The organism is Sphingomonas sp. UYP23 (genome assembly GCF_054059235.1).
The window spans coordinates 658,118-671,036 of the sequence record NZ_JBSSBX010000001.1 but is presented as its reverse complement, the minus strand read 5'-3'; the positions used below and the strand labels follow the sequence as shown (position 1 = coordinate 671,036).

Here is a 12,919-nt window from a genome sequence, read left to right as displayed (position 1 = left end):
GCGACACGGTGGACCCCGGGACAAGCCCGGGGTGACGATTTGGTTGGCCTATCCCCTTCAGGGGACGGGCTTTAGATCAGATCCGGTGTTCGCCCTTGACCCAGCGCACCGTGCCCGAGCTCGCGCGCATCACGACGCTCTCGGTCGTCATGATCGTGCCCTTGCGCTTGACGCCGGCGAGCAGCGAGCCGTCGGTCACGCCCGTTGCCGCGAAAATGCAGTCGCCGCGCGCGAGCTCGGTCAGATCGTACTGCTTGTCGAGATCGGTCACGCCCCACTTCGCGGCACGCGCGCGCTCGTCATCGTTGCGGAACAGCAGGCGGCCCTTGAACTGGCCGCCGACGCAGCGCAGCGCCGCACATGCGAGCACGCCCTCGGGCGCGCCGCCCGAACCCATATAGATGTCGATCGTCGTGTCGGGGTTGGTCGTGGCGATCACCCCGGCGACGTCGCCGTCGCCGATCAGCATGATCCCGCAACCGATCGCGCGCAGCTCGGCGATGATCTTGGCATGGCGCGGGCGGTCGAGCACGCAGGCGATGATGTCCGACGGCTTGACGCCCTTCGCCGCGGCGAGCGCGGTGACGTTCTCGGTCGGCGACTTGTCGAGATCGATGATGCCCTCGGGATAGCCCGGACCGACCGCGATCTTGTCCATATAGACGTCGGGCGCGTTGAGCAGCCCGCCTTCCTCGGCGATCGCGAGCACTGCAAGCGCGTTGGGGCCTGCGGTGGCGCAGATCGTCGTGCCTTCGAGCGGATCGAGCGCGATGTCGATCTTGGGGCCCTTGCCGATCGCCGAGCCGACCTTCTCGCCGATGAACAGCATCGGTGCCTCGTCGCGCTCGCCCTCGCCGATCACCACCGTGCCGTCCATGTAGAGCGAGTTGAGCGCGGTGCGCATGGCATCGACCGCCGCCGCATCCGCCGCCTTCTCGTCACCGCGCCCAGTGAGCGTCGAAGCAGCGATCGCCGCCGCTTCGGTCACCCGGACCATTTCGAGCACGAGAACACGATCGAGCGTCTTGGAAGCGGTAGCGGTCATTGGTGAAGCATCCTCTTAGTTTGCGGTGGGACTAGGCGGGGTGTGGTACGTTGTCGAGACTGACCTTCTCCCCTCCCGCTTGCGGGAGGGACTGGGAGTGGGCGCGCGCTTTCAGCGTCAGTTGCCGTCGATAGCGCGCGCCCACCCCCGGCCCCTCCCCGCAAGCGGGAGGGGGGAATAAGGTCAGTCGCGCAGCAGTTCGTTGATGCTGGTCTTCGACCGCGTCTGCGCGTCGACGCGCTTGACGATCACCGCGCAATACAGCGCCGGCGTGCCCCCATTCTCACTGGCGCCGCCGCCAATCGAGCCGGGCACGACCACCGAATACGGCGGCACTTCGCCGCGGAACACTTCGCCGGTCGCCCGGTCGATGATTTTGGTGCTCGCGCCGAGATAGACCCCCATCGACAGCACAGCGCCTTCGCCGACGCGAACGCCCTCGGCGACCTCTGCACGCGCGCCGATGAACGCGCCATCGCCGATGATCACCGGGTCGGCCTGGAGCGGCTCGAGCACCCCGCCGATCCCGGCGCCGCCTGACAGATGCACGCCCTTGCCGATTTGCGCGCAGCTGCCGACCGTCGCCCAGGTGTCGACCATCGTGCCTTCACCGACATAGGCGCCGATATTGACGAAGCTCGGCATCAGGATCGCGCCCTTGCCAATGAACGCGCCGCGCCGCGCGACCGCACCCGGAACGACACGGAAGCCACCTGCGCGGAACTCGGCCTCGCCCCAGCCGGCGAACTTCGACGGCACCTTGTCGAACGCGGGCGCGCCGCCGGCGCCGCCGTCGATCAGGCTGTTGTCGTTGAGGCGGAAGGACAGCAGCACCGCCTTCTTGAGCCACTGGTTGACTTGCCAGCTCCCATCCCCGGTCGGCTCGGCGACGCGCATCGCGCCCGAATCGAGCTGGAGCAGCGCCTGCTCGACCGCGTCGCGGACATCGCCCTTGGTCGCGAAGCTGATCGTGTCGCGCGCGTCCCACGCGCCGTCGATGGTCTGCTGCAGGTCGCTCATGAATCCCCCATATGGTCGTGAAGCCACGCCGTAATGTCGGCGCACGTAAAATCGATGAAAGAACGGTCGGCACCGCCCGGCGTCTGTTCGGATCCGTTGTCGACCCACAAAGTCGTCATGCCGATCGCCTTGGCGGGCGCGAGGTTGCGCGCCATGTCCTCGGCGAACAGGCAGGTCGCGGGGTCAAGATCGAACGCCGCGCACAGCCCGGCATACGCCGAGGCCTGCGGCTTGGGGATGAGGTCCATCGCATGGACGTCGTGGATCGCCTCGAAACTGTCTCCGAGACCGAGCTTGGCGAGCACCTTGCTGGCATAGGGCGTGTCGGCGTTGGTGAAGACGAGCTTGCGCCCCGGCAGCTTCGCGATCGCGGCGGCGAGCGGGGCGTTTTCCTCGAGCACGTCCATCTCGATGTCGTGGACATGGTCGAGAAAGGCGTGCGGGTCGACGTCATGCTCGGCCATCAGCCCGGCGAGGGTGGTGCCGTGCGCGTGGAAATAGCCTTTCTGGATGCGGCGCGCCTCGATCGGATCGACCGCGAACTTGTCGGCGATATAGCCTGTCATCCGCGCATCGATCTGGTCGAACAGTCGCGCGCTCGAAGGATAGAGCGTGTTGTCGAGATCGAAGATCCAGGTGCGGATATGGGCGAGGCGTGGGTCCATGGGGTGGCTCTAAGCGGGGCGGGACGTAGGGGCAAGGCGGAGACGTATCTTCGCCCCTCCCGTTCAGGGGAGGGGATGGGGGTGGGGGGTGCCTCGCAGAGACGCCGGCGTTTTGGACTTCCCCACCCCAACCCCTCCCCTGGAGGGGAGGGGCTTTGAAACGACCGCCGCTCTCCCCACATCCCTACCATGACCCAATATTCCCTGCTCGATCTCGTCCCTGTCGTCGAAGGCGGCACCGTGTCCCAGGCGCTCGCCAACGCCGCCGACCTCGCAAAGCACGCCGAGCGCCACGGCTTCCACCGCTACTGGACCGCGGAGCATCACGGCATGACCGGCATCGCCAGCGCCGCCACCTCGGTCGTGCTCGGGCACATCGCGGCGAACACCTCGACGATCCGCGTCGGCGCGGGCGGGATCATGCTGCCCAACCACGCTCCGCTCGCGATCGCCGAGCAGTTCGGCACGCTCGACGCGCTCTTCCCCGGCCGGATCGACCTCGGCCTCGGCCGCGCGCCGGGTTCGGACCAGATCGTCGCGCGCGCAATGCGCCGCAACCTCGAGACCGACGCCAACGCCTTCCCCCGCGACGTCGTCGAGCTGCAGAGCTATTTCGCAAACGACGGCCAGACCGGCATCGTCGCGACGCCCGGCGCGGGCGCCGACGTCTCGCTGTGGATCCTCGGGTCGAGCACCTTCGGCGCGCAGCTCGCCGCGATGCTCGGGCTGCCTTATGCCTTCGCCTCGCACTTCGCGCCCGACTCGCTGATGGCGGCGATCGATATCTACCGTCGCACCTTCCGCCCCTCGGCCGCGCTCGCCAAGCCGCACGTCATGGCCGGCTTCAACGTCTTCGCCGCCGATACCGATGCGCAGGGTGAATTGCTGGCGAGCTCGCAGCAGCAGGCGTTCGTTGCCTTGCGCACCGGCAACCCGCGCCAGCTCTCGCCGCCCGTCGCGGGCTATCGCGAGAGCCTCGGCGCGCAAGGTGCCGCGATCCTCGATCACGTCCTGTCCTGCTCGGCAGTCGGCGGCCCGGCCAAGGTCGCGCGTGAGATCGCCGCGTTCGTCGCCCGCACCGGTGTCGATGAGCTGATGATCGCGAGCTCGATCTACGACCACGAAGCCCGCAAGCGCAGCCTGACGATTACCGCGCAGGTGATGCAGGACGTCGCCATCGCGGCGTAACGCCCCCCGTCACCCCCGGGACAAGCCCGGGGTGACCAGGGGAGGGGCGTCGTATTCCATCGTTCCCCTGGCTGTGTTACGTCAGTGCACCACAGCCAGGGACGCTCCAACCATGCGCTACGACATCGCCGGCACCGTGATGCAGACCGTCTCGATCGATCTCGATCGCGGCGAACGGATCGTCAGCCAGACGCACGCGATGGCCTGGATGAGCGACGGCATCCGCATGGACACCCACACCGGCGGAGGCCTGTTCGCGGGCCTCAAGCGCGCGATGTCGGGCGGCAGCATCTTCATCACCGAATATATCGCCGACGAGGCCGCGCACGTCGCCTTCGCCCCGCGCTTCCCCGGCAAGATCATCGCGCGCACCCTGCGCGCCGGCGAATCGCTGATCTGCCGCAAGGAGACCTTCCTCTGCGCCGAATATTCGGTGTCGCTCGACATCGCCTTCCAGCAGCGCTTGGGCGCGGGCGTGTTCGCGGGCGAGGGCTTCATCCTCCAGCGCGTCACCGGCCCGGGAACGGTGTGGCTCGACCTGTCGGGCGAGGTGATCGAGAAGGACCTCGCCCCCGGCGAGCGCCTCCGCGTCCATGCCGGGCATATCGGCATCCAGGAGCCGACCGTCTCGACCGACATCCAGATGGTGCGCGGCTTTCGCAACATCCTGTTCGGCGGCGAAGGGTTGTTCCTCGCGACGCTGACCGGGCCGGGCAAGGTCTGGCTGCAATCGATGCCGATCATGAATCTGGCGGAAGAGGTGGCGCGCCATCTGCCGGGGAATGAGGAGCGCGGTGCGGCAGCGGGCGCGGGGATCGGTCGGTTGGTCGGCGGTGGTGCGGCAGGCGCGGTGGTCGGCGGGCTGCTCGGCGGGTTGCTCGGGAACGAATGAGCGGCGGGTCGAAGGCGGGCGGACGGTCGGCACGGTTCGCCCGTTAGCGGTTGAATCGCATCGGCTTTGTCTGCCAAGGGCGGCCCCCATTTCAAGAAGGGCCGTAATGCAGAAAATCATCCAAGTCGTATGTGTCGTCCTCGTCGCAGCCGCGGTGATGTTCGGCGGACGCTGGTACATGTACGTCGCGCAAGCGGAGAGCCCGTATGACGAGGTCGGCATCGCGCTCAACGGCTATATGCCCGCGCCGGTCCGAGGCTGGGGCTGCCACAAGCTGCAACAGCGTTTTTCGGGGCAGGTGCCGCCTTATGGATGCGCCGGAGCGGACGGCCGTAGCTGGCTTTGAGCAGGTGCGGGGCGCGGGGTATGTCAGAGTTTGGTGGGGAGCTGACATCGATCGCTCGTTCACTTGCTCTTGGTCGTGGCCAGACGAACGTCACGAAAACCAGCAATCTTCAATCCCCGCACTACTTCTAACATGCAGGTGTCCGGCACAAATCGACCGCGATACACCATAATACGACGCCTGGTGTCCATCTCGCGGGCTGCTAAGCGTTGAAATTCAGAAGGCCTAAAAAGAAGATCACCCTGTGCCAATTTGCACCCCCCCAAATTCATGACCGTAATCGCAAATGGCCTTCCTCCAGACGGCGCGCTTCGACCTGAGGTGCTACTCAGGAGAACGGCCGCCATGAGTATCGCGAGTGCGTAGGTGGGCATACGGCATCTCTCTCCAAAAGTTTTTCGATACAGCGGCAATATGGCAAGCGCATTGCGTCCGCTTTTGTGAAGGAAATCGGATGCCGTGAGGCGTACGATATCCTCCAAAGCAGGAAGCCGCGGGCCACGTGTACTGGCTATGGGGATTTCGAGTTTGGCCCGGCTGTGCGGCGCGTGTGACGGCTGTCGAGGCGCGTATCGGCGGCCGAGATCATGGTCCCGAGGGGCAGTGTCCGGGGTGCATCTTGCCCATGATCGCAGGTTGAAGGTGCCGCTGATGCAGTCGGTGATGTTGCCAGCACGAGCGGCAGCATCGCCGGAACCGCAAGACCTGCGTGGCGGGATGAAGCTGAGCCATGCGGGGTCATGGCGTGGTCGTCCCGGTCGATGCGGTGCTCTGCGGCGGTGCGCGCGGCTGCCGCCAGCGTTCGAAGGTCTCTATGACGACCATGTGCCCGCCGCAGCATGGACATGGCGGTCGAACGTCTTCCGGCCCGGTCGGCGCATCGGTGATGGCCGGCGGTGCAACGCCAAGTAGCTCACGGATCCGCTCGAGCTGCCCCTTGCGGGTGGCACCGGCGAGCAGGCCGTAGTGACGGATGCGGTGGAAGCCTTTTGGCAGGACATGGAGCAGGAAGCGGCGGATGAACTCATCGGCCGCGAGCGTCATGGTCTGCTGGCGGTCGGCTCCGTCTCGGCGGTAATCCTTGTAGCGGAACGTCACGCCGGTCTCGTCGAAGCGCAGCAGCCGGCCGTTCGAGATCGCCACCCGGTGGGTGTAGCGCGACAGATAGGCGAGCACCGCCTCTGGTCCCGCGAACGGTGCTTTGGCGTAGACGACCCAGTTCTTCTTCCGGACCGGCGACAGGTGGCGCAGGAACGCACGCCGGTCGGCGAGATGGCCCATGCTTCCGAAGAAGCCGAGCCGCCCGGTGTCGCGCAGCGCCATCAGTCGGGTGAGGAACAGGCGGCGGAACAGCTTGCCGAGCACGCGCACCGGCAAGAGGAACGCCGGGCGCGACGACACCCAGCGGCTGCCGTCGGGCGACAGCCCGCCGCCCGGCACAATCATGTGGATGTGCGGGTGATGGGTCATCGCCGATCCCCACGTATGAAGGACAGCGGTGATGCCGATGCGTGCGCCAAGATGCTTGGGGTCGGCGGCGATGGTGGTCATCGTCTCGGACGCCGCCTGGAACAGCAGGCCGTATAGCGCGGCCTTGTTCTGGAGGGCGATATCGGCGACCTCGGCCGGCAGCGTGAACACGACATGGAAGTAACCGACCGGGAGCAGGTCGGCCTCACGCTCGGCCAGCCAGGCGCGCGCGGCGGCACCCTGGCACCGCGGGCAGTGTCGGTTGCGGCAGCTGTTATAGGCCACCCGCCAATGCCCGCAGTCGGTGCAGGCTTCGACGTGACCGCCCATGACGGCGGTACGGCAATGTTCGATCGCCGACATGACCTTCAGCTGGTGCAGGCTCAGGTGCCCCGCATGCGCCGTTCGATATGCGGGACCAGCGCCGCGAAAGATGTTGGCGACCTCGAGGGAGGTCCGCACGAGGGCGTCAACCGGGCGGCGTCTTGCCCTCCATGAGCGCCATCAGCCGGTCGAGCGGGCTGGTCACGGCGCGGATCGTGCGCGTTGCGACCTTGGTGTAGAGCGCGGTCGTCTCGAGCTTGCTGTGCCCGAGCAGCACCTGGATCACGCGGATATCGACGTCCTGTTCGAGCAGGTGAGTGGCGAAGCTGTGCCGCAGCGTGTGCGGGCTGACGCGCTTTCGAATCCCCGCCGCCTCGGCCGCCTCGCAGACCGCGCGGTGCAGTTGCCGGGTCGAGATCGGGTCGGTGTAGCTGCGCCCTGGAAAGAGCCAGCCGTGCGGCAGAAGGACACTGCGCCGCTTGCCTTCGCGCCACCACAGCCGCAGCAGCTCGAGCAGCTGCGGCGACAGCATGGCGTTACGATCCTTGCGGCCCTTGCCCTCCTCGATCCGGATCAGCATCCGCTTGCTGTCGATATCGTCGGCCTTGAGGTGCGCGACCTCCGACACGCGCAGGCCAGCGCCATAGGCCACGCCCAGCGCCGCCCGGTACTTGATGCCCGGTGCCGCCTCGAGCAGCCGTCCCACCTCATCGACGCTCAGCACGTCGGGCAGCTTCCTGGGACGACGCGCCAGCACCAGCCGCCGCGACAGGTCGGGTCGCTCGAGCGTCACGTCGAACAGGAAGCGCAGTGCCGATACCGAGCCGTTGATCGTGGACTCTCCGACACCCTGCTCGCGTTGGTGAAGCTGGAAGCGGCGCACATCCTCGGCGGTCGCGGTATCGGGCGAGCGCCCGAGGAAAGCCGCGAAGGCGCGGACGTGGCGGATATAATCATGCTGGGTCCGCGACCGCATCGCGCGCATCGCCATGTCGTCGAGCATCCGCTGACGCAGCGGGGTGACGGGTCGTTCGATCGGTACAATCGCCATGATCAAGTTCCTTTGGTTGAAGGAACTCCATCGTCTGCCGCCGCTGCCGCCGGGCCAAACCTCACCGCAAAGGCGCTACCTCACCACCAACACCAATGCCGCGCAGCGGCTTCGTGCTCTGCTCGAAAGCGGACATGCCGCTGTCCTAAACGGGGCGCTCATGATGAGTGGCATGAAGCTTTTTGAGATCTCTGGAACCCGCTGGAACGCATTCGCGCAAAGGCGCAAACGATCGTCGTCGTAATTACCGCGTCTGGGCTCAATCGAGTCAGGCGATACTCGGGTCGTCGCAGCGCTCAGTTCGCCGCGGGCAACCGCAACCGTACGAGCAACCCGCCGAGATCCTCGCTTTCCTCCAGCGACACCGTACCCTCGTAAATTTCCGCCACGTCGCGCACGATCGCCATGCCGAGCCCCGTGCCCGGCTTGCCCGAATCAAGCCGCACGCCGCGGTCGAAGATGCGGATGCGCTGCTCCTCGGGAATGCCGACGCCGTCATCCTCGATCAGGAACTCGACGAAGCCCGAATGCTTCGAGACGGTGACGAACACCGATCCGCCGCCGTACTTGGCGGCATTCTCGATCAGATTGCCGAGCATCTCGTCGAGATCCTGGCGCTCGACATGGACTTGCAGATCCTTCGGCCCGTCGGTGTCGATGCGAACGTGGCGGTAGAGGATGCCGACCGCGCGCTCGACCGATTCGAGGCTCGGCCAGACGTCCGCCCGGCTGTGCGCCGATCCACGCCGCCCGACCGCGCGGGCGCGCGCGAGGTGATGGTCGACCTGGCGGCGCATCGTCCGCGCCTCGCGCACCACCGTCTCGCCGAGATCGTCGGCCTGCGCGGTGGCGGCGTTCATGATGACGGTGAGCGGCGTTTTGAGCGCATGCGCGAGGTTGCCGGCATGGCGGCGCGCTTCCTCGGCCTGGCGTTCGTTATGCGCGATCAGCGCGTTGAGTTCCTCGACCATCGGCGCGACCTCGATCGGCATGGGCCGCTCGATCTGGCGCGCCTTGCCCGCGCGCATCCGCGCGATTTCCTCGCGCACCTTGCGCAGCGGCCACAGCCCGTAAAAGGTCTGCAGGCCCGCCATCACGATCAGCCCGAAGCCGAGCAACGCGAAGCTGCGCAGCAGCGTCTTGCGCAGCACCTTGATCTGCGCGTCGAGCCCGTCGCGATTTTGCGCCACCTGGAAGCGCCAGCGCACCTTAGATCCCGGCAGCGTGACGTCGCGTTCGACGATTCGCAGCCGCTCGGGATTCTCCGCCTTGGGGTCGACGAACTGCTTGCTGTCATAGGCATGGACGCCGAGATCGTTGTGCGTGCCGCCATAGGCCAGGCGCCGATCCCACAGGGATCGCGACGCATACGGTTCCTGGCCAGGCGCGCCGATCTGGTAATAGAGGCCGGAATTGGGCTCGATGAAACGCTGATCGGCGAGTTCGCGGTTCGACAGGACCTCGCCTTGCGGCCCGATCTCGGCCGAAACGATCAGGGCGGTCAGCACATATTCGAGCTGATCGTCGAAATTGCGCGTGATCGCGGTGGTCAGCACGCGGTCAAGCGCAAACCCGCCGCCGGTGAGCAGCAGCAGGATCCACGCCGCCGCGATCAGGATCATGCGACGCGACAGCGACCCCGTGGTGCGCACCGGGATCGCCGGATGCGCATCGCCCTCGAGCGGGGGCAGCGGCGGCGCTACCAGATCGGACGCGTCGGCTTCAGCCACGATCAGGCATCCGGGTCTTCAAGGCTGTAGCCAAGCCCGCGGATCGTGGTGATCACGTCCTGGCCCAGCTTCTTGCGGATCCGCGTCACGAACACTTCGATCGTGTTCGAATCGCGGTCGAAATCCTGGTCGTAGATATGCTCGATCAGCTCGGTGCGGCTGACCACCTTGCCCTTGTGGTGGAGCAGGTAGCTGAGCAACTTATACTCCTGCGCGGTCATCTTCACCGGGTCGCCGTTGAGCGTGACCTTGCCGCTGCGCGTGTCGAGGCGGACGCCGCCCGCAGTCAGTTCTGACGAGGCATTGCCCGAAGCGCGGCGGATCAGGGCGCGCAGCCGCGCGATCAGTTCCTCCGACTGGAAGGGCTTGGCGACATAATCGTCAGCGCCGGCATCGAGCCCGGCGACCTTGTCCGACCAGCTGTCGCGCGCGGTCAGCACGAGCACCGGGGCGGTGCGGCCTTCCTTGCGCCAGCGGTCGAGCACGGTCAGCCCATCGATCTCGGGCAGGCCGAGGTCGAGGATGATCGCGTCGTAATTCTCGGTCGAGCCCATGAAATGCCCCTCCTCGCCATCAGTGGCGAGGTCGATTACATAGCCTGCGCCCTCGAGCGTGGCCTTGAGCTGCTGACCCAGGCTGGGTTCGTCCTCGACGATCAATACGCGCATGTCTGTGTTCCCTTTACGAGCGCGGACGCGCTTAATTGCCGGTGCGGCCGATGATCTGGCCCGAACGACCATCGACCTCGACCCAGATGACGGTTCCATCGCGCAGGAACTTGAGCGTGTAAATCCCGCGCTCCCCGTCGAAGTCGAAGCCGAGATACTGGCTGCCGCGCATCGTCGGCAGCACGCGCCCCTCGATCTCACGGATCGGCAGGATGCGGCCCTCACGCCGCGCGCGCCATGCCTCGCGCTGATCGACATGTTGCAGCCACACGCCCGCCAGCGGGGGCGGGGCGGTGGCGGTGGCCAGACCCAACAATACGGACACGAGCATCGACATCGGCTTCGCATAGGGACGAAGGCTTGAACAGCCTGTGAATGAGCCGCAGCGCGGCAGCCGGCCACGCCCGGCTGACTCGCGCAAGGCCGGCTGGCGGGTCGCGCCAGCGAACCCGTCCGACGACGCGGCTTTGCCGCGGCGGGTCCTACCGCTTCCGTCGCCCCGGCGAAGGCCGGGGCCGCCGCGTTCGAGGCGACCGGCCGGACACAAATCGACCGGCCCCGGCCTCCGCCGGGGCGACGGAAGAGGCACTGGCCGACACTCCCCAAACGCGCTGCGGCAAAGCAGCGTTGTCGGTCCTCGCTCCGGGCCACCCCGGTCGCCCCGCGCTTTAGCCTCGATTTAGCTGCGCTAAATCGCTAGGCCGCGCGGCCATGGCATTAGCACCAATCCTCGCATACGAAAATCTCGGCGTCATCCAAGGCTCCGGCTGGTTGTTCCGGAACCTCGACATCCATATCGGCCCGCGCGACCGGCTCGCCCTCATCGGCCGCAACGGTGCTGGCAAGACCACATTGATGAAGCTGCTCGGCAACAAGATCGACAGCGATGAAGGTCGCCGCACGATCGTCCCCGGCACGCGCGTCATCCTGCTCGAGCAGGAACCGGCGATGACCGGCTGCACGACGCTCGCCGATTATGTGCTCGGCGGCGACGATGCGCCGCGCCAGCACGAGGCCGAGGCGATCGCCGACCAACTCGGCATCGATCTCACCCGCGAGGCCGCCAAGGCCTCGGGCGGCGAGCGCCGCCGCGCCGCGATCGTCCGCGCCTTCGCACAGAACCCCGACGTGCTGCTGCTCGACGAGCCGACCAACCATCTCGACATCGGCGCGATCGAATGGATCGAGGAATGGCTCCAGCGTTTCCGCGGCGCCTTCGTCGTGATCAGCCATGACCGTACCTTCCTCACCAAGCTGACCAAGCAGACGCTATGGATGGACCGCGGCAATCTGCGCCGCGCCGAAATCGGCTTCGGCGGCTTCGACGCCTGGACCGAGGCGGTCTATGCCGACGAGGCGCGCAACGCCGAGAAGCTCGATGCCAAGCTGAAGCTCGAGGAGCATTGGCTGCTGCGCGGCGTGACCGGGCGTCGCAAGCGCAACCAGGGCCGCCTGACGAAGCTGGTCGAGATGCGCGCCGAACGCGCGTCGATGGTCGGCCCGGCGGGCGCCGCCAACCTCTCGATCGGCACCGGCGACGCCAAGTCGAAGGTGGTGATCGACGCCAAGCACATCAGCAAGGCGTTCGGCGACCGCACGATCATCGACGACCTGACGCTGCGCGTGACGCGCAAGGATCGCATCGGCATCGTCGGCGCGAACGGTGCCGGCAAGTCGACGCTGCTCAAGCTGCTCACCGGCGAACTCGCGCCCGACCACGGCACGATCAAGATGGCGCAGGGGCTGGAACGCATCGTCATCGACCAGCAGCGCAGCAAGATGGAGCCCGACAAGACGATCCGCGACGTGCTCGCCGATGGCGGCGACTGGGTCGAGGTGCAGGGCTCGCGCAAGCACGTCGTCGGCTATCTCAAGGATTTCCTGTTCGAACCCGGCGTGCTCGATGCCAAGATCGGCACGCTGTCGGGTGGCGAGCGCTCGCGGCTGTTGCTCGCGCGCGAATTCGCCAAGCCGTCGAACCTGCTCATCCTCGACGAGCCGACCAACGATCTTGACCTCGAGACGCTCGACCTGCTGCAGGACGTGATCGGCGATTATGAAGGCACCGTGCTGATCGTCAGCCACGACCGCGACTTCCTCGATCGCACCGTCACGATCACGCTCGGGCTCGACGGCTCGGGCACGGTCGATGTCGTCGCGGGCGGCTATGAGGATTGGGAGCGCCGTCGCAAGGCCAAGGCGCCGACCAAGCGCGGCGCGATCGCCAAGAACGCGGTGGCGGCGGTTGCCGCGCCGGCGCCGGGCGCCAAGGTCAAGCTGACCTACAAGGATCAGCGCGACTACGAACTGCTCCCCAAGCGGATCGAAGCGCTCGACGCGGCGATCGCGCGCGACCAGGCGCTGCTCGAGGACCCCGATCTCTACACGCGCGACCCCGATGCCTTCGAGCGGCTGATGGAGGCGATCGGCCAGGCGCAGGAGGACAAGACGATGGCCGAGCTGCGCTGGCTCGAGCTCGCGGAGATGGTCGAGGGGCAGGGGTGATAGCTTAGGTCCGCC

At 66.8% G+C, this 12,919-nt stretch carries 13 protein-coding genes; 5 read left to right on the top strand and 8 right to left on the bottom strand.

What is annotated here, in order from left to right; translation table 11 throughout:
• Nucleotides 1-76: 76 nt before the first annotated feature.
• The 3 genes from glpX to ACVWYO_RS03480 form a co-directional block, all read right to left on the bottom strand.
• Nucleotides 77-1,045, bottom strand: coding sequence for a class II fructose-bisphosphatase (glpX, locus tag ACVWYO_RS03490; protein ID WP_140846573.1), 969 nt, complete (start codon nucleotides 1,043-1,045; stop codon nucleotides 77-79).
• A 183-nt stretch (nucleotides 1,046-1,228) separates the two neighbouring features.
• On the bottom strand, nucleotides 1,229-2,065 hold the full coding sequence (gene dapD / locus ACVWYO_RS03485) for a 2,3,4,5-tetrahydropyridine-2,6-dicarboxylate N-succinyltransferase (RefSeq protein WP_457348799.1): 837 nt from the start codon (nucleotides 2,063-2,065) through the stop codon (nucleotides 1,229-1,231).
• Nucleotides 2,062-2,730 carry a pyrimidine 5'-nucleotidase gene (locus ACVWYO_RS03480; protein WP_457348798.1) on the bottom strand — a complete coding sequence of 223 codons (669 nt, stop codon included), beginning with the start codon at nucleotides 2,728-2,730 and terminating at the stop codon, nucleotides 2,062-2,064. The genes dapD and ACVWYO_RS03480 overlap by 4 nt, the downstream gene beginning before the upstream one ends.
• A gap of 189 nt (nucleotides 2,731-2,919) precedes the next feature.
• Between ACVWYO_RS03480 and ACVWYO_RS03475 the strand changes: the two genes are divergently transcribed.
• The 3 genes from ACVWYO_RS03475 to ACVWYO_RS03465 all read left to right on the top strand — a co-directional run bounded on the left by ACVWYO_RS03475 (nucleotide 2,920) and on the right by ACVWYO_RS03465 (nucleotide 5,156).
• Nucleotides 2,920-3,918, top strand: a complete 999-nt coding sequence (locus ACVWYO_RS03475; protein ID WP_457348797.1) for an LLM class flavin-dependent oxidoreductase — start codon at nucleotides 2,920-2,922, stop codon at nucleotides 3,916-3,918.
• 112 nt (nucleotides 3,919-4,030) lie between these two features.
• Entirely contained in the window at nucleotides 4,031-4,810 is a 780-nt protein-coding gene (locus ACVWYO_RS03470) for a TIGR00266 family protein (RefSeq protein WP_457348796.1), read from the top strand.
• 106 nt (nucleotides 4,811-4,916) lie between these two features.
• Nucleotides 4,917-5,156: a hypothetical protein gene (locus ACVWYO_RS03465; RefSeq protein WP_457348795.1), complete on the top strand. Its 240-nt coding sequence runs from the start codon at nucleotides 4,917-4,919 to the stop codon at nucleotides 5,154-5,156.
• A gap of 738 nt (nucleotides 5,157-5,894) precedes the next feature.
• Here the strand turns inward: ACVWYO_RS03465 and ACVWYO_RS03460 are convergent.
• Together ACVWYO_RS03460 and ACVWYO_RS03455 are read right to left on the bottom strand one after the other, a co-directional pair.
• Nucleotides 5,895-7,088 (bottom strand): IS91 family transposase, encoded by a 1,194-nt coding sequence (locus tag ACVWYO_RS03460; RefSeq protein WP_457348794.1) that lies wholly within the window; start codon nucleotides 7,086-7,088, stop codon nucleotides 5,895-5,897.
• Between the two features lie 7 nt (nucleotides 7,089-7,095).
• Nucleotides 7,096-8,001, bottom strand: coding sequence for a tyrosine-type recombinase/integrase (locus tag ACVWYO_RS03455; RefSeq protein WP_457348793.1), 906 nt, complete (start codon nucleotides 7,999-8,001; stop codon nucleotides 7,096-7,098).
• Between ACVWYO_RS03455 and ACVWYO_RS03450 the strand changes: the two genes are divergently transcribed.
• Complete coding sequence (locus ACVWYO_RS03450) at nucleotides 8,000-8,245, top strand: hypothetical protein (protein WP_457348792.1); 246 nt, start codon at nucleotides 8,000-8,002, stop codon at nucleotides 8,243-8,245. The genes ACVWYO_RS03455 and ACVWYO_RS03450 overlap by 2 nt on opposite strands.
• Before the next feature lie 52 nt (nucleotides 8,246-8,297).
• Here the strand turns inward: ACVWYO_RS03450 and ACVWYO_RS03445 are convergent, their stop codons facing one another.
• The 3 genes from ACVWYO_RS03445 to ACVWYO_RS03435 all read right to left on the bottom strand — a co-directional run bounded on the left by ACVWYO_RS03445 (nucleotide 8,298) and on the right by ACVWYO_RS03435 (nucleotide 10,736).
• Nucleotides 8,298-9,623: a sensor histidine kinase gene (locus tag ACVWYO_RS03445; protein ID WP_457354845.1), complete on the bottom strand. Its 1,326-nt coding sequence runs from the start codon at nucleotides 9,621-9,623 to the stop codon at nucleotides 8,298-8,300.
• 110 nt (nucleotides 9,624-9,733) lie between these two features.
• Nucleotides 9,734-10,399, bottom strand: a complete 666-nt coding sequence (locus ACVWYO_RS03440; protein WP_457348791.1) for a response regulator transcription factor — start codon at nucleotides 10,397-10,399, stop codon at nucleotides 9,734-9,736.
• Nucleotides 10,400-10,430: 31 nt separating this feature from the next.
• Complete coding sequence (locus ACVWYO_RS03435; RefSeq protein WP_457348790.1) at nucleotides 10,431-10,736, bottom strand: hypothetical protein; 306 nt, start codon at nucleotides 10,734-10,736, stop codon at nucleotides 10,431-10,433.
• A 374-nt stretch (nucleotides 10,737-11,110) separates the two neighbouring features.
• Between ACVWYO_RS03435 and ACVWYO_RS03430 the strand changes: the two genes are divergently transcribed.
• Nucleotides 11,111-12,904 carry an ABC-F family ATP-binding cassette domain-containing protein gene (locus tag ACVWYO_RS03430; RefSeq protein WP_457348789.1) on the top strand — a complete coding sequence of 598 codons (1,794 nt, stop codon included), beginning with the start codon at nucleotides 11,111-11,113 and terminating at the stop codon, nucleotides 12,902-12,904.
• The last annotated feature ends 15 nt before the right edge of the window (nucleotides 12,905-12,919 follow it).

What these genes read in the sequence shown, in the direction of transcription:
- glpX (WP_140846573.1), bottom strand. Translation starts at nt 1,045, where the DNA reads ATGACCGCTACCGCTTCCAAGACGCTCGATCGTGTTCTCGTGCTCGAA.
- dapD (WP_457348799.1), bottom strand. Translation starts at nt 2,065, where the DNA reads ATGAGCGACCTGCAGCAGACCATCGACGGCGCGTGGGACGCGCGCGAC.
- ACVWYO_RS03480 (WP_457348798.1), bottom strand. Translation starts at nt 2,730, where the DNA reads ATGGACCCACGCCTCGCCCATATCCGCACCTGGATCTTCGATCTCGAC.
- ACVWYO_RS03475 (WP_457348797.1), top strand. Translation starts at nt 2,920, where the DNA reads ATGACCCAATATTCCCTGCTCGATCTCGTCCCTGTCGTCGAAGGCGGC.
- ACVWYO_RS03470 (WP_457348796.1), top strand. Translation starts at nt 4,031, where the DNA reads ATGCGCTACGACATCGCCGGCACCGTGATGCAGACCGTCTCGATCGAT.
- ACVWYO_RS03465 (WP_457348795.1), top strand. Translation starts at nt 4,917, where the DNA reads ATGCAGAAAATCATCCAAGTCGTATGTGTCGTCCTCGTCGCAGCCGCG.
- ACVWYO_RS03450 (WP_457348792.1), top strand. Translation starts at nt 8,000, where the DNA reads ATGATCAAGTTCCTTTGGTTGAAGGAACTCCATCGTCTGCCGCCGCTG.
- ACVWYO_RS03455 (WP_457348793.1), bottom strand. Translation starts at nt 8,001, where the DNA reads ATGGCGATTGTACCGATCGAACGACCCGTCACCCCGCTGCGTCAGCGG.
- ACVWYO_RS03445 (WP_457354845.1), bottom strand. Translation starts at nt 9,623, where the DNA reads ATGATCCTGATCGCGGCGGCGTGGATCCTGCTGCTGCTCACCGGCGGC.
- ACVWYO_RS03440 (WP_457348791.1), bottom strand. Translation starts at nt 10,399, where the DNA reads ATGCGCGTATTGATCGTCGAGGACGAACCCAGCCTGGGTCAGCAGCTC.
- ACVWYO_RS03435 (WP_457348790.1), bottom strand. Translation starts at nt 10,736, where the DNA reads ATGTCGATGCTCGTGTCCGTATTGTTGGGTCTGGCCACCGCCACCGCC.
- ACVWYO_RS03430 (WP_457348789.1), top strand. Translation starts at nt 11,111, where the DNA reads ATGGCATTAGCACCAATCCTCGCATACGAAAATCTCGGCGTCATCCAA.